Annotated in this window: 12 protein-coding genes; 10 read left to right on the forward strand and 2 right to left on the reverse strand. The window is 69.8% G+C overall.

Annotation, left to right across the window (positions count from 1 at the left end; translation table 11 throughout):
• The first annotated feature begins 143 nt into the window (after positions 1-143).
• The 7 genes from AB4Z27_RS13670 (at position 144) to AB4Z27_RS13700 (ending at position 8,960) form a co-directional block, all read left to right on the forward strand.
• Positions 144-386: an acyl carrier protein gene (locus AB4Z27_RS13670; protein WP_092294208.1), complete on the forward strand. Its 243-nt coding sequence runs from the start codon at positions 144-146 to the stop codon at positions 384-386.
• Positions 386-1,579: an acyl-CoA dehydrogenase family protein gene (locus AB4Z27_RS13675; protein ID WP_441591187.1), complete on the forward strand. Its 1,194-nt coding sequence runs from the start codon at positions 386-388 to the stop codon at positions 1,577-1,579. The genes AB4Z27_RS13670 and AB4Z27_RS13675 overlap by 1 nt, the downstream gene beginning before the upstream one ends.
• A 24-nt stretch (positions 1,580-1,603) precedes the next feature.
• Positions 1,604-2,569: an amino acid--[acyl-carrier-protein] ligase gene (locus AB4Z27_RS13680; RefSeq protein WP_441644622.1), complete on the forward strand. Its 966-nt coding sequence runs from the start codon at positions 1,604-1,606 to the stop codon at positions 2,567-2,569.
• On the forward strand, positions 2,570-3,550 hold the full coding sequence (locus AB4Z27_RS13685; protein WP_441644623.1) for a DUF1839 family protein: 981 nt from the start codon (positions 2,570-2,572) through the stop codon (positions 3,548-3,550).
• The gene (locus AB4Z27_RS13690; protein WP_441644624.1) at positions 3,547-6,096 is read left to right on the forward strand and encodes a glycoside hydrolase family 2 protein; all 2,550 of its coding nucleotides are present in this window, start codon (positions 3,547-3,549) and stop codon (positions 6,094-6,096) included. The genes AB4Z27_RS13685 and AB4Z27_RS13690 overlap by 4 nt, the downstream gene beginning before the upstream one ends.
• A 390-nt stretch (positions 6,097-6,486) precedes the next feature.
• Positions 6,487-7,209, forward strand: a complete 723-nt coding sequence (locus AB4Z27_RS13695; RefSeq protein WP_092294220.1) for a Crp/Fnr family transcriptional regulator — start codon at positions 6,487-6,489, stop codon at positions 7,207-7,209.
• 86 nt (positions 7,210-7,295) lie between these two features.
• Positions 7,296-8,960 (forward strand): glucosamine inositolphosphorylceramide transferase family protein, encoded by a 1,665-nt coding sequence (locus tag AB4Z27_RS13700; RefSeq protein ID WP_441644625.1) that lies wholly within the window; start codon positions 7,296-7,298, stop codon positions 8,958-8,960.
• A gap of 53 nt (positions 8,961-9,013) precedes the next feature.
• On the opposite strand, the gene AB4Z27_RS13705 is transcribed toward AB4Z27_RS13700, so the two are convergent.
• A complete protein-coding gene (locus tag AB4Z27_RS13705; protein WP_441644626.1) occupies positions 9,014-10,999 on the reverse strand; it encodes a serine aminopeptidase domain-containing protein in 1,986 nt (661 codons plus the stop codon).
• The gene (locus AB4Z27_RS13710; RefSeq protein WP_255370795.1) at positions 10,986-12,002 is read right to left on the reverse strand and encodes a DUF1839 family protein; all 1,017 of its coding nucleotides are present in this window, start codon (positions 12,000-12,002) and stop codon (positions 10,986-10,988) included. Before AB4Z27_RS13710 ends, AB4Z27_RS13705 begins: the two co-directional genes overlap by 14 nt.
• A gap of 408 nt (positions 12,003-12,410) precedes the next feature.
• Between AB4Z27_RS13710 and AB4Z27_RS13715 the strand changes: the two genes are divergently transcribed.
• Genes AB4Z27_RS13715 through AB4Z27_RS13725 form a run of 3 tightly spaced genes read left to right on the forward strand, consistent with a single transcriptional unit; the run spans position 12,411 to position 15,876 of the window.
• Positions 12,411-12,896 (forward strand): GNAT family N-acetyltransferase, encoded by a 486-nt coding sequence (locus AB4Z27_RS13715; RefSeq protein ID WP_092294228.1) that lies wholly within the window; start codon positions 12,411-12,413, stop codon positions 12,894-12,896.
• A gap of 31 nt (positions 12,897-12,927) precedes the next feature.
• A complete protein-coding gene (locus AB4Z27_RS13720; RefSeq protein WP_441591183.1) occupies positions 12,928-14,472 on the forward strand; it encodes a mannose-1-phosphate guanylyltransferase/mannose-6-phosphate isomerase in 1,545 nt (514 codons plus the stop codon).
• A gap of 12 nt (positions 14,473-14,484) precedes the next feature.
• Positions 14,485-15,876 (forward strand): undecaprenyl-phosphate glucose phosphotransferase, encoded by a 1,392-nt coding sequence (locus tag AB4Z27_RS13725; RefSeq protein WP_092294230.1) that lies wholly within the window; start codon positions 14,485-14,487, stop codon positions 15,874-15,876.
• Positions 15,877-15,930: the final 54 nt, after the last annotated feature.

Below are 15,930 nucleotides of genomic sequence, written 5' to 3' on the forward strand. Positions count from 1 at the left end.
GCGCGTGCCCCGGGGAGTTTGTTGGACACCGCACCGAAGCCGTGCCCCCGCTGCGGCCCAATGGCACCGTGAGCAGGAACCGATCCTAAACAGGCGCCCGCCACGGCCGCCGCCACACCTGCCTTCTGACCAGGAGATACGCCATGAAGGAAACCATCCGACAGATCCTTGCCGAAGTGGCCCGCCTCGACGTCCCCATCGAGACGCTGGACGATCAGGCCGACCTCTACCAGGCGGGCCTGTCGTCGCTGGCCACGGTGCACGTGATGCTGGCCATCGAGAACGCGTTCAACATCGAGATTCCGGATCACATGCTGACCCGCCAGCTCTTCAAGAGCGTGAACTCGCTCGCGGCGGCGGCCTCGCAACTGCAGGAGGCTGCGTGATGAACCCCGTTCTCGCCGCGGTGGACCAGGCGTCGCCGCATCCCGCACCGGCGGACCCCGCCGCCCTGATCGCCGCCGCCCAGGCTGCCGCCGCCGTCGCCGCCACGCATGCCGATGCGGTGGACCGCGACGCGCGCTTCCCGGATGAAGCCTTCGTCACGCTGCGCGAGCACGGCCTGCTCGGCGCGATGATCCCGACGCACCTCGGCGGYGCCGGCGCCACGCTCGATACCGTGGCCGCCATCTGCCGCGTGCTGGGCGGCGCCTGTGCCGCCACCGGCATGGTCTACGCGATGCACCAGATCCAGGTGGCGTGCGTGCTCGAGCACGGCATGGGCAGCCCGTGGCACGAGGGCCTGCTGTCCCGCGTGGCGGGCGAGCAGCTGCTGCTGGCCTCGGCCACCTCGGAGGAAGCCATTGGCGGCGCGCTGCGCAACAGCGGCTGCGCGGTCAACGCCGAGGGCGAGCGCTTCCACCTGCTCAAGATGGCGCCGACGATCTCGTACGGCGCGCACGCGGACGGCATCCTGATCACCGCACGCCGCAGCGCCGACGCCGCGCCGTCCGACCAGGTGCTGGTCTGCGCGCTGAAGGCTGACTACACGCTGCAGAGCCTGAACACCTGGGACACGCTCGGCATGCGCGGCACCTGCAGCAACGGCTTCCGCCTCGAAGCGGCGGGCGACGTGGCGCAGATCCTGCCGGTGCCGTTCGGCCAGATTGCCGACGAGACCATGACGCCGGTGTCGCACATCGTCTGGAGCGCACTCTGGCTCGGCATTGCCGGCGATGCCGTGCAGCGCGCCAAGACCTTCTTCCAGGGCCAGGCGCGCGCGCGTCCGGGCTCGATGCCGCCGTCCGCGCCGCGCGTGGCGGAGGCCGTGAGCCTGCTCCAGATGATCGAGGCCCGGCTGGACCTCGCGCTCGCCCACCAGCGCGCGCGGCATGTGGCCCAGGGGGTGTCGTCCTTCACCCTGGCCGCCGAGATGAACGGGCTGAAGACGGCCGTCTCCACCATGGCGCTCGAAGTCGTGCAGCAGGCCATGCTGGTCTGCGGCATGGCCGGCTACAAGCACGGCACGCCGTTCAGCCTGGGGCGCCATCTGCGCGACCTGTGGTCGGCGCCGCTGATGATCAACAACGATCGCATCCTGTCCAACACGGCCAACCTGCTGCTGGCCGACCGGACCTGAGAGAAGTCGAAACAAGGAGCTTCCATGGACGCCCAAACCGTAACGGCAGACGCGCAGGCCATCGGCGGAGCCGGTGGCAGCGCGGCTGCGCCCACCTTCCTCGAGCAGCTGACCGAGGCCGGGCTGCTGRTTCCCAGCGGCGTGCTGGGGCTGTATGGCCGTAGCGAGACCTTCGAGGCCATCGCCGAAAGCCTCAACCGCATGGTGATGCGGCTGGGCGCGGATCACCATGCCGAGACGCTGCGCTTCCCGCCGGCCATCGGCCAGCACGACTTCGAGACCAGCGAGTACCTGAAGAGCTTTCCGCAGCTCGCCGGCACCATCCACAGCTTCTGCGGCGACGACCGCGGCCATCGCCGCCTGCTGGCCCGGCTCGAGGACAAGGAAGACTGGACCGACCAGCAGCAGCCCACCGGCGTGGTGCTGACGCCGGCCGCCTGCTATCCGGTGTATCCGGTCGTCGCGCGGCGCGGGCCGCTGCCGCCCGAGGGCAAGATCATCAACGTGATGTCCTACTGCTACCGGCACGAGCCGTCGCTGGAGCCCACCCGCATGCAGCTGTTCCGCCAGCACGAATACGTGTGCATSGGCTCGCCCGAGCAGATCATCGCGTTCCGCCAGTTGTGGATGGAGCGCGGCCAGGCCGCCGTGCAGGCGCTGGGCCTGCCGATGGAGGTGGAGGTGGCCAACGACCCGTTCTTCGGGCGCGGCGGCAAGATCGTGGCGGACAGCCAGCGCGAGCTGAAGCTCAAGTTCGAGTTGCTGATTCCGGTGAACGACGGGCTGGGGCCCACCGCCTGCATGAGCTTCAACTATCACATGGACCACTTCGGCGCGCTGTGGGGCATCCGCACCGCCGATGGCGGCACGGCGCACACCGGCTGCGTGGGTTTTGGCATCGAGCGTCTCACCTTGGCGCTGCTCAAGCATCACGGGCTGGATCCGGCCCGTTGGCCGCAGTCGGTACGGGAAACGCTCGGAGGCCAGTAAATGTACGGTGACGGCAGGCTTCGGCCGCGGGGCGGCCCGGCATTGCATGGTGGCAATCCGGTGTGGGCACACGCCAATCGCCATATCGATCTCTGGGTCGAGCTGCTGCATGGATGGGAGCTGGAGCCCGTGGCGGCCCTGCCGTTTGCCGTGACACAGGATTTCGAGGGCGACCAGTTCACGCTGGCGAGCTTTCCGCCTGGGGATCTTGAGCGCCTGTACGGCATCCACACCAACGAGCTGTCCACCTACGACAAGCTCGAGACCCACGTGGCCGCGCAGACCTGCCGGGGCAACGTGGTGCTGCTGGAAGTGGACGGCTTCTACCTGCCGCAGCCGCCCAATGCCTACCGCCGCCAGCACACGCGCTCGGCCATCGGCATCGACGTGCTGGTACCGGAGGCCAATGCCGTGGGCTTCTATCATGGCGATGGCTACCACACGGCCAGCGGGGACGACTACACGGCCATCTTCCGTCAGGCGACCATCGCCCCCGAGTGGGAGGCGCCCGCGTTCCCCCATGCCGAGGTCGTGCGCCGGCGCTTTCCGGCGCAGGCGGGGGAGGCGCTGGTCGCGGCCTCGCTGGAACTGCTGCGTCACCACCTGGCCTGCCGGCCCCGCCAGAACCCGATCACCGCGTTCCGCAGCGCGTTTCCCGCGCACCTGGAGCAGCTGATGGCGCGCGGCGAGCCCAACTTCCAGGTCTACGCGGCCAGCGTGCTGCGGCAGCTTGGCGCCAACTTCGAGCTGCTGGGGCGCTACCTGCGCTGGCTCTCGGARCACGGCCAGCCGCTGCCAGACGCCATCTGCGAAGCCTGCTACACGATGGCGTCCGAGGCGATGGTGATGCAGTTCCGCCTGATGCGCGCCGTCATCAGCCACAAGCCGGACCCGTGCCAGGACTGCCTCGACCAGCTCGAGCTGTCGTACGAAGGCACCGTGCCGGCGCTGGCCGCTTATTTCGGGGAGACCGTCTCATGACTGCGCGTGATCCGGAACCGGCGCTGCAACCTGTCCTGTGGTCCGGCGTGGCCGTGGGCGATGCGCGGCTGGAGGGCGACTGGACCTTCCTGGAGACGCTGGCCGGCGCGGCCACGCATCCCCGTGAACTGGGCGAGGACGGGCACTGGCTGCCCGCGCCGGTGCCGGGCACGGTGGCCAGCGCGCTGCGCGCCGCCGGCCGGTGGGACGAGTCCGCCCCGCCCCCGCTGCACCAGCACGACTACTGGTATCGGCTCCACTTCGCCGGCAGTGGCCGCCGCGTGCTCCGCTGCAACGGGCTGGCGACGCTGGCCGAAGTCTGGCTCAACGGCGTGCAGGTGCTCACCACGCGCCATATGTTCGTGGCGCACCAGGTGGCGGTGCAACTCCAGGGTGCGGACAACGTGCTCCATATCTGCTTCCGCGCGCTGCATCCGTGGCTGCGCACGCAGCGCGGCGCGGTGCGCTGGAAGCCGCGCATGATCCAGCCGCCCACGCTGCGCGCGGTGCGCACCACGCTGCTCGGCCATATGCCCGGTTGGTGCCCGCCCGTGCACGCGGTGGGCCCGTGGCGCGACATCGAACTGCTGCACCCCGAAGGCGCGGACGTCGTGCATGGCGCGCGCGCCGTGCTGGCCGGTCATCTCGATGGCCGCGACGGCGTGGTGGCACTGCAACTCCACTTTCCCGGCCCGGCGCCGATGCAGGGCAGCTTCCGGGCCGAAGGGTCCGATGGCGGGGTCTGGCAGGGCGAACTGCGCCGTGTGGGCGCGCATTCGCTGGCCGGCACCCTGCGCGTGCCCGATGCCCGGCGCTGGTGGCCCCATACCCACGGCGAGCCGGCGCTGTATCGCGTGCAGGCCGAAGTGGGTGGCCATGCCATCCCCTGCGGCCAGACCGGCTTCCGCACCATCACCGAAGATCGCGACGGCGAGCCCGGCGCGTTTGCGCTGCGCGTGAACGGCGAGCGCGTGTTCTGCCGGGGCGCCTGCGTCTCCAGCCACGACCTGCCGGGCCTGGCCGACACCGACGACGCCGTGGCCAACTGGCTGCGGCTGGCGCGCGATGCCGGCGCCAACATGGTCCGCGTCAGCGGCGTGACCTGCTATCCCGGCGAAGCGTTCTACCGCCAATGCGATGCCCTCGGCCTGATGGTCTGGCAGGACTTCATGTTCGCCAATTTCGACTATGGCAGCGAGACCAGCGCGTCGCCGGCCCTGATGGACGACGCCGCGCGCGAGGTCGCCCAGTGGCTGGCCGGCACGCGCGCCCATGCCAGCCTCGCCGTGCTCTGCGGCGGCAGCGAGGCCGAGCAGCAGGCGGCCATGCTCGGCACGCCGCGCGGCGCGTGGCGCCAGCCGCTGTTCGACACCCTGATTCCCGCGCTCGTGGCCGAGCATCGTCCCGATGTGGTCTATGTGCGCAATTCGCCCAGCGAAGGCGCCTGGCCGTTCCAGCCCGATACCGGCATCACGCACTACTACGGCGTGGGCGCCTACCAGCGCCCGCTGGCCGATGCCCGGCTGGCCAACGTGCGCTTCACGTCCGAGTGCCTGGCCTTCGCCAACGTGCCGTGCGCGCGCACGCTGACCGAGGCGGGGCTCTCGCAGCCGCTGCACGACCCGCGCTGGAAGGCGCGCGTGCCGCGCGACGCCGGTTCCGCCTGGGATTTCGAGGACATCCGCGATTTCTACCTGCGGGCGCTGTACGAGGTCGATCCGCCCCGCCTGCGCTACGAGCAGCCGGCGCGCTACCTCGCGCTCTCGCGCGCCGTGGTGGCCGAGATCATGACCGACGTCTTCAGCGAATGGCGCCGCGCCGGTTCCACCTGCATGGGCGGGCTGGTCTGGCAACTGCAGGACCTGTTGCCGGGCGCCGGCTGGGGCATCGTCGATGCCCGGGGCCGGCCGAAATCGGCCTGGCATGCGCTGCGGCAGGTCTGGCAGCCGCTCCAGGTGCTGATCACCGACGAGGGCCTGAACGGGCTGCACGTGCACGTGGTCAACGAATCGGCCACGCCRCGCACCGTGCAACTGACCTTCCGCTGCCTGCGCGATGGCGAAATCGCCACCGTCCACGCCACGCAAACGCTCACGCTGGCCCCGCGCGAGACGCGCCGGCTCGTCGCGGCGGAACTCATCGATCACTTTTTCGATTTCACCTACGCCTACCGCTTCGGCCCGCCCGCGCACGACGTCGTCCTGGCCACCCTGCACGACCCCGCGGACAGCAACGCGTTGCTCAGCCAGGCGGCGTATTTGCCGGACCGCCGCGCCGCCGCGCTGCGCGCGCCAGGGTTGAGTGCSCAGGTGGAACAGKTGGAGGGCGTGTGGTGGCTGACCGTCAGCGCGCAGCGCTTTGCACGCTGGGTGCACATCGAGGACCATGCGTACCGCCCGGAGCAGGACTGGTTCCACCTYGGACCGGGGGAATCGCGGCGTATCCGCCTGATGAATGAGGCAGGGGGAGGGGGCGGGTCGGACGCCATTCCTTCAGGCGAGATCTCCGCCCTGAACGCCGAGCGCCCGCTCTCCTACGACGCCTGATCTCATCCTCTCAACCCCTGCCCGCTGCGCCATATGCGGCGCGGCAGGGCGGCAYATCCGCCGGSTCCGGCCCGTCGCGCGTCATCCCCGCGTCATCCCCGCCTCTCCGCCGTTTGTATCCTCCTTCCCTCCCAAAGCATGACCGCCGCACCAACCGTCTGCCTACTGTCGATTCTGATCTGCATGGCCCTTAATAGAGTCAACAACGAGATAGCAAAACCGGGGCCCGCGAGGTGCCGGGGGTAAAGAGGGTGGCAGCTACGGGGCTGCCAGAGATCGCCAGAAAACGCAAACGGGTGGAGCGGCGAGATCGGGTCACAGCCTGCATGGAGATTGCCATGCGGGGTGGAGGACCGATGCTGCTCCCGGGTCAGAGGGAGGAGAATCACCATGATTACGCATCGGTCAGACTTGCATGTCAATCACCTGCTCAACGCGTTGCCGCGTCACGAATGGGAAACGCTTTCGCGGCATTTCGAACTGGTCCGGCTCCGCGCCGGTGAGCTGCTGACCGACTCGGGCCAGCGCATCGTCCACGTGTACTTCCCGACCACGTCGGTGGTTTCGCTGCTGTCGCTGCTCGAAGACGGCGCCACGGTGGAATTCGCGGCCGTCGGCAACGAAGGACTCGTCGGCATTCCCGTGGTCACCGGCGGCGACACCATGCCGAGCCGCGTGGAAGTGCGCAGCCCCGGCTTCGCCTACCGTATCCCCGCCCGCGCCCTGCGTGCCGAACTGGCCCACATGCCCGCCCTGCAACGCGTGACCCTGCTCTACGTGCAGGCCGTGCTGACGCAGATCGCGCAGACCGCCGCCTGCAACCGCCACCATTCGCTCAACAAGCAACTGTGCCGCTGGCTGCTGCTGGCCATCGACCGCATGAGCTCCAACGAACTGGTGATCACGCAGCAGGTCATCGCCAACATGCTCGGCGTGCGCCGCGAGGGCGTGACCGAAGCGGCGGGCAAGCTCGAGGACCTGGGCCTGATCCACCATAGCCGTGGCCACATCACGGTGCTGGATCGCTGCGGGCTGGAGAAGCATTCCTGCGAATGCTACAAGCTCGTCAAGCGCGAGTACGACCGCCTGCTGCCGGCGCTGGTGCAAGCCTGATTTCCGCAGGGCGATGCGGCGCGGCATCACGCCGCGCCGCATCGCATTCCTGCCGAAGGATCCTTGCGCCAACCGGAGAGCCCGCTATGACGGTCACCTCGCTTGACTTGCCCGACCTCGATGCCAAGCCGGGCGGCGACGCCCAGGCGGCAGTCGTCCCGCTACGCATCGGCCTGCTGCTGGACAGCCCGCAGGCGTTGCATCACCTCTACCAGCTCGTGCTCTGGGCCCGCAAGCAGCCGGGCCTGGCCATCACCCATCTGATCGTGCACGGGCCCGTGCAGGGCGGCGTCTCGCCGTGGGACCGCCTGCTCGCGGCCACGCTGCGCGGCCTGATGCGGGCCGAAGGCACGGTGCTGCGCGGTACCTATCGCGGCCACCTGACCCGCCACGACCTCGCGCGCTCGATCCCCGAGCGCCTGGACATTGCCGCGCCGATGCCCGGCGCCAACGGTCACATRCAGTTCGACGTCGCCGCGGTGGAACAGGTACGCGCCCTCGGGCTGGACCTGCTGCTCGGCTTCGGCCCCGCCACGGTCGATGCGCGGATTGCGGCTGCCGCGCGCATCGGCACGCTGTGGATGCGTTATGGCCGGGGCGGCGTGGCGCCAGCCGCCGGCTTCGACGAATGCCGGCACGCCGAGCCGGCCACCGGCTTCGCCATCGAACGCATCGACGGCACGCGCCGCGTGCTGCGCGCGGGCCGGGTGGGCACGCGCGTGAGCTACCTCGAAAACCAGGCCCACCTGTACCGCAAGGCCGATGTGCACCTGCGCGCGCTGCTGACGGGCATCGCCACGACGGGCACGCTGCCCTCGCCSGCCGGCGCGCCGGTTCCCGGGCTGGCCCGGCCCCGTGCGCGCGACCTCGTCGGCTACGCGGGCCGCCTGTTCAAGCGCGCGGCGATCAAGGGCACCCAGCGCGCGCTGCACATGCGGCGCAAGTTCGGCATCTCGATCCTGCAAGGCTCCTGGCGCAACGCCGATCTGCGGCAGGCCGTGGAGGTGACCGCGCCGCGCGGCCGCTTCTGGGCCGATCCCTTCCTGTGGACCGGGCCCGATGGGCGCGTGGTCTGCTTCGTGGAGGACTACCGCTACGCCACCGGCCGCGCCCATATCTCGGCGCTGGAAATCGTCGGCCATCGCGCGGTGGACCTTGGCGCGGTGATCGTCGAGCCGTACCACATGTCGTTCCCGTACCTGTTCTCGTACGAAGGGGCGCTATATATGTGCCCCGAATGCTCGGGGTCCGGACAGATCCGCGTCTATCGGTGCGCCGAATTCCCGCTCAAGTGGGAGCTGGCCGCCGTGCTGATGGACAACGTCTCCGCCGCGGACACCGTGCTGTTCCCGCGCGACGGCAAATGGTGGATGCTGACCAGCATGGACCCCGCCGACGTGAAGGACCATTGCAGCGAGCTGTACCTGTTCTCGGGGCCGTCCCCGCTCGGCACGGACTGGACGCCCTGCGCGGCCAACCCGGTGCGGATTGACCCGGCCGGCGGGCGCAATGCCGGCCTGATCATGGACGGCGGGCGCATCTACCGGCTGGCGCAGCGCCAGGGCTTCGACCGCTAYGGCGAAGGGCTGATCGTCAACGAGGTGCTGGCGGTCTCCGACGAGGCGTACCGCGAGCGCGAGGTGCGCCGCATCGACCCSGACTTCGGCCGGCGGCTGATCGGCTCGCACCATATGACCAGCACCGGCACGGTCACCGTGGTGGACCACGTGCGGCGGGAGTTCGTGTTCTGAGTGCCTTGGGTGCCCGGCTACGGGCGCCCGWTCGACCGCTGTACCGCCTTGGTTCAGCGCAGCGCCGGCTCCGGATCGATGCCGGCCACGAGGGCCGCGATGGTGTCTGCGTCCTCGCAGAAATGGGTACGCAGGTACTGGTCGAGCATGGCGTAGACCGCCTCGCGTGCCGCGTAGGACCGCAGCGCGTGGTCCACTTCATCCGAAATCACGCACTTCACATGACGATAGCGCCGCAGTTGCCGCCCGCGCGCGCCGAAGTGCGTGGCGAGTTCCCCCAGGCCCGGATCGTAGCCGCCGAAGACCAGCCACACCGGCACGCTGCGTTCATCGAGCCGACGAATGAGGCCGTGCACCTGACGCACTGGCGTATCAGCGCGAGTAATCCACGCGGCCAGTGTCTGCGCCCGCGTGCGCACGCGGGCCACGATGCGGCGGCTCAACTCCATGGCAATCGAGCCGATTTCCGCGTCGCCCTTGAACACGCGTACCCATTTCTGCGTGTCCAGCGCGGCGGTCAGATACACGCGCGTGGCCGCCTGGCGCGGGCTGGGGCGCTGCTGCACCACGTCCTGGATGCCGAGCCCTTCGGGCCACTGGAACTTCTGCACATTGACCAGCACCGCGCCCGCCACGTGCTCGCTGCCGGTGGCCGCGTGCAGCCCCACGAAGGCGCCCGAGCAGATGCCGAACAGCACCACCCGGCCGAAGCCCTGCGCGGCCAGCCACGCGGCGGCGGCGGTCACGTCGCGGCGCAGGTGGCTGCCGTAGGGCTGGAAGGCGTACTGGGGCAGCGCCAGCGAGACGCTGTCGCCAATCCCGCCCAGATCCATCCGCATCGACGCAATGCCGCGCCGCGCAAGGTAGCGCGCGCAGAGCACGCCCATGCGCGCATCGCCCACATGATGGCCAGCGCCGGTGTTGATGATGAGCACCACCGGCGCGCCGTCGCCGCGCGCGGCGGCAGGCGGCTCGCACAGGATGCCGAACAGGCCGTCGGCGCCGTAGTGCGCGCGGCGCTCCACGAAGCGGTCGCCGTGCAGCACCGGCGCGTCGTCGGCGGACAGGCGGCGCACGCGCGCGTTGTCGGGCTCGCGCACATCGGTCTCGGGTACGCCGGCCAGCCACGCCGTGGTGTGCCGGAACGCCTGCCAGGGCAGGTCGTTCAGCTCGGGGTAGCTGACATAGGTCTCGTATTCGTCGAACGGCGCCTGCGTCACGTCGCAGCCGAGCGCGGCGGCGCTCTCGGCCAGCCGCCCGGCGCCGTCGAGCGTGCTGGCCGACAGGATCAGCATGCGTGCGGCGGGCCGCTGGTGCAGCTGCCCGGGTTTGCCGAGGTCGCACGTCTGGATGGCGTCGATGGTGTCGCGGTAGAAGCGGTTGCCGACCACGGTCATGAAGTCTTCGGTCTCGGCCGGATCGAGCTGGTCGGCCGGGGACGATCGCGCGGTGCTCTGCAACGCGCGCAGTTCGCGCAGATGGTCACGCCCACGCACCACCGGCGCCAGCAGCACCAGCGCGTCGATCGCCTCCGCCTCCATCTCCTGCGTGGCGAGCACCGCCAGCAGCGCGCCGAGGCGGATGCCGCACAAGGCCACGCGCGTCACGCCGGTACGTTCGCGCAGGACGCGCACGGCGGCCACGATGCTGGCCGTCCACGCCTGCAGCCGGGCAGGATCGCTCTCGTCGCCATCGGAATCGCCGGTGCCGTGGTAGTCGAAGCGCAGCGCCGGCATGCCGTTGGCGGACAGCGCCGTGGCGAGGTAGCGCCAGCCACGGTGGGTCATGATCGCTTCCTGCCCGAACGGGTTGCACAGCACCACGCCGCAGGGATCGGCAGAAAGGGGGGCAAGGGGGGCAAGGGGGACGATGGGCCGGTGCAGCCAGCCGTAGCACCCGTCGAACAGCAGCGGTTCCATCAGGGCGTGCACCATCCCCGGGCCATGCGGCCCGTGGCCGCCGTGTCCGTCCCCGTGTCCGTCCTCGTTCGGGCCGTCGCCCGCGCCGCCCATGGCGCCGCCGCCCTCAGGCACCCGCATGGACGTGCACCGGCCCCGCCGCGCCGAACGTGGCCACCAGGCCAGACAGCGTGCGGTCGTAGGCGGACTCCAGCACATCCAGGCAGTCCGAGCAGGCATCGGTCCGGCCGCGCGCCACCGCGCGGGCCAGCCGGAACTGCAGCACCTTGGCTTCCGTGGCGATGCTGTGCGCCGCGTCCACCACAGGCTCGGGCACCTTGTGCCCCTGCCGCGTGAGCCACGTCAGGTAGTGATGCAGCATCTCGAAGTTGGCGCCGAGCTGGCGCGGCACGTTGAAGGTGTACTGGTGGAAGTAGGCATCGCCGCGCGCCAGCATCCGCTCCATATGCGACGGAAACACCGCGCGCAGCCGGCTCACCGGGTTGGCGGCGGGGCGCCGCGCCAGATGCTCGCGCAGCAGCCGCACCGAGGCATCGGCCAGCATGCCCGGCGCCACCGGGGCGCGCACGCGCTTGGCGCACTCGGCGTAGGGAAACAGCAGGTCCGGATTGCCGGAGAGTTCGGGCGTCAGGCGCAGCAGGCCCTCGTAGTCGTCGCCATTGACCGTGTGGTAGCCCAGGCCGTGGTAGTAGCCCAGCCGGCGCGCCTGCGCGTCGATCATGTCCACGCCGATCGACGTCTTGACGTGTTTCTGCCGATAGGAAGTGGCCTTGGTGTCCGGCAGGTAGTAGCTGTCTACCTCCACCAGCACCGTGTGGCCGCGCCCGACCTGTTCGACGAGATGCGCCTCCAGCGCATCGTAGAGCGCCATCTCCTGCACCACGGTGCCGTAGAGCCGCTCGATGTCGTTGGTCGGGTATTTGAAGAAGGTGAAGTGATCGCCCTCGAAGTCCTGCGTCACGGTGAACGGCAGCGCGGCGCGCGGYTCGAGCCCCCAGCCGTTGAGCAGTTCGATCCACAGGTCGATGTAGCAGTTGGTCTCCTGCCAGATCACGTCCTCGCCATGCAGCGCATGCGGCGCGGGCTGCGGCGTGCTGCGTGCCAGGGTCGCCGTGACATTCATATGGATTCTCCTCCGCTGTGTAGGCATGCCGCGCAGCCGGGCGCGGCCAGACGGTCTCCATTACAGCCCCAACCGCGCCAAAGATTGGTGCGCGAGGCAACACAGGCGCCGCAGCAAGGTGCACGTTTGCGCGCATGCTGGCGGGGCACCGGCAAGGGGCAGGCCGCGTGCAGGCAGTGGCACTTTTCCCGGCCTTTTCGCGCTCTGATGGGCACGCCACCGCACGCCGGGCAAGGTGTGCGGMAGCGTACAGAGACGGCGAGGGGCCGTTCCTACACTGCAACTCATGGATTGGGACGCGTGCCGCCAGCGTTGCGGCGCGCGCATTGAGAGACAGCGGTGAGCATGGGGAGCGTGAGCGCAGTGCGCAGCGCCGTCCATGCCTTTGGACAGACCAGGAAGGCGGGCATGAACTGGGTGGACAAGGAATTCAGCGAGCTGACCACGCGGGAGCTGTATCAGATCCTGCGCGTGCGCAGCGAGGTCTTCATCGTGGAGCAGGGCAGTCTGCTGCTCGACGTCGACGGCAAGGACATCGTCGGCACGCACGTGCTCGGCGTGGAGCCGGCCGAGGACACACAGCAGGTGGTGGCCTACGCCCGCCTGCTCAAGGGGGAAGGCAGCGAGATCCGGATCGACAAGTTCCTCACGCGCATGTCGCGTCGCGGCGACGGCACGGCCGAGGCATTGATGCGCAGCGCGCAGGAGGCCATCCAGACGCGCTGGCCCGGTGCGCCGGTGGGCATCCAGGTGCCGTTCTACCTGCGCGAATTTTGCGAGGGGTTCGGCTTCAGCAAGCGCGAGGGCCCGTACCTGGAACACGGTACGCATTTCATCGGCATGGTCTGGCAGCCGCCCCGCGCGCGCGCCCGGCTGTTCCGTCTGACACGCTGAGCCGCATGCGGCCCGGCCGGGAGAGCATTCCATGAACCAACCGATTCCGGTGGGCCTGCCGCCCGTTACGCTCGGCGCAGCCCTCGCGCCGCCCGTGACCGCGGCACTGCCCGTCATCCAGTTTCCGATCCAGCCCGTGATCATGGCCGGTGGCGCCGGCACGCGGCTGTGGCCGCTCTCGCGCGAACAGTTTCCCAAGCAGCTCCTCAACCTCGTGGCGGAAGACACGCTGCTGGAGGCCACCGCGCACCGCTTCGACGGCGTGGCGGTGCTGGCAGGCCGCCCGGCCGGCATCGAGCCGCCGCAGYTGGTGGTCTGCGGCGAGGAACATCGCTTCATGATCGCGGACATGATGAAGCGCGCCGGCAAGCCCGCGCGCCTGCTGACCGAGCCCTGCGGCCGCAACACCGCCCCGGCGCTGACCGTGGCGGCGCTGCACGCGATGGCGGCTACGGATGGRGGCGATGTGGTGCTGGTGGTGACGCCGGCCGACCACAGCGTGACGGACGTGCCGGCGTTCCGCCAGGCGCTCGCCACGGCGGTGCGCCATGCCGACGCCGGTGCCATCGTCACGCTCGGCGTGGTGCCGGTCTCGCCGGAAACCGGCTACGGCTATATCCGCGCCGGCGGCACGGCGGTCGATGGCGCCTACACGCTCGAAAAATTCGTCGAGAAGCCGCACCTGGAACTGGCCCGCCACTACGTGGACTCGGGCGGCTACTGGTGGAACAGCGGCATCTTCGTGGTGCGCGCGGCAGTGTGGCTGCGCGCGGTGAGCCAGCTCCAGCCCGAGATGTATATGCAGTGCCGCGCCGCCTACGAGGCTGGCGAGGCGGGTGGCGACACGTACAAGCTGAACCGCGAAGCCTTCGGCGCGTGCCAGTCGGACTCCATCGACTACGCCGTGATGGAAAAGCTCGAAAGCCTGCCCGACGTGCCCGGGCGCGTGGTGCCGCTCGATGCGGGCTGGTCCGATGTCGGCTCCTGGGCCGCGATCTGGGACATCGCGCCCAAGGATGCGCTTGGCAACGCCGCGCGGGGCCGCGTGGTGTTCGATGGCGCGACGGCCTGCCTCGCCCACTCGGAAGGCCGGCTGATTGCCTGCGTGGGCGTGCATGACGTGGTGGTGGTGGAAACCGCCGACGCCGTGCTGGTGGTCGACAAGGCCCACGTGCAGGACGTGAAGAACGTGGTGCAGCGCCTGCGCGCCGAGCATGGCAGCGAGGTGGTCAACCATCGCAAGGTGCACCGCCCGTGGGGCTGCTACGACGCCATCGACCATGGCGACCGTTTCCAGGTGAAGCGGATCGTGGTCGAGCCGGGCGCCAGCCTCTCGCTGCAGATGCACTACCACCGCGCCGAGCACTGGGTGGTGGTGCGCGGCACCGCGCGCGTCACCTGCGGCGAGACCGTCAGCATCCTCAGCGAGAACCAGTCCACCTACATCCCCATCGGCACGCTGCACCGGCTCGAAAACCCGGGCAAGACGCCGCTGGAGATCATCGAGGTGCAGTCGGGCGCCTATCTGGGGGAAGACGACATCGTGCGCTTCGAGGACAACTATGGCCGCAAGTAAGGAGATGCCGCGATGACCGGGCTGATTGCCTGCGCGCTGGACCTGCTGCTGGTGGCGGGCAGCGCGCTGCTGGTGCACCAGCTCATGGTGCCCGCCGCGCTGCCGGGCCATGGCCTGCCGCTGGCCTGGTCGGACACGCAGACCATGCTGGTGTTGTTCAACGCCCTGCTGGCGGTGGTGCTGTTCGCCGCGTTCGGGGTCTACGGCCAGTGGCGCGACCGCTCGCTCAGCCAGCTCACCCACCGGGTGCTGGCGGCCTGCGGCGTGGTGGCGCTGGCCGGCATGGCGCTGCTGTGCACGCCGCGCCTGGAGAACGTGCCGACCTCGTGGTTCATCGCCGTGACCGCCGCCTCCGCGGGCATGCTGGTGCTGGCGCGGCTGGTGCCGGGCTGGGTGGCGCGGCGGCTGGGCCGGGCGGCCACGCGCACGCGCACGGTGGCCGTGGTCAGCACGCGCGCCCATGCCCGCAACATGCTGGCGCAGCTGGCCCACGCGCCGGGCGCGCAGTATCGGGCGGTGTGCGTCTATGACGAGAGCGACGATGCCCCCGAGTGGCTGCACAACGTGCCGGTCTGCGCCAACTTCCGCGACTTTGCCGGCATGGTCCGCGCGCGCGCCATCGACGAGATCTGGCTGGCGCTGCCGCTGGCGGACCAGCATCTGGTGCGCCGCTTCGTGCGCGAGTTCCGCAACGACTTTGTTGACATCCGTTACATGCCGGACCTGCGCGGCCTGCCGCAYCTGCAGTGCTCGGTGGACAAGGTGCTCGGCTATCCCACGCTGAACCTGGCCGTCTCGCCGGCCGATGAATACCAGCTCTGGCCGAAGGAGATCTTCGACCGCGTGGCGGCTGCGCTGGCGCTGGTGGCGCTGGTGCCGCTGTTCGTSGTGGTGGCGGCGCTGGTCAAGCAGTCCTCGCACGGGCCGGTGTTCTTCCGGCAGCGCCGCAAGGGCTACGACGGCCGCGAGTTCGAGATCCTCAAGTTCCGCACCATGTGCCTGCACGACGAGGCGCCCGGCACGGTCACGCAGGCGCGGCGCGGCGATCCGCGCGTGACGCGCGTGGGCGCGGTGCTGCGGGCGCTGTCGATCGACGAACTGCCGCAGCTGCTCAACGTGCTGCGCGGACAGATGTCGCTGGTGGGGCCGCGCCCGCATGCGCTGGCGCACGACGATCTCTACAAGAACCTGGTGGAGGGCTACATGCACCGCTACCGCATCCGCCCTGGCCTGACCGGCTGGGCGCAGGTGAACGGGTATCGCGGCGAGACGTCCACGGTGGAAAAGATGGAAACGCGGGTCAAGTTCGACCTGTTCTATATCCGGAACTGGTCGTTCTGGTTCGACATGCAGATCATCCTGCGCACGCCGGCGTGCATTTTGCTCCGGCGCAATGCCTACTGAGAGCAGCGCGGGCGTACTGAGACACGGTATGTGATGTGGCGGCAAGGCAGCGCG

The organism is Cupriavidus sp. KB_39, from assembly GCF_052114485.1.
Lineage (GTDB): Bacteria > Pseudomonadota > Gammaproteobacteria > Burkholderiales > Burkholderiaceae > Cupriavidus.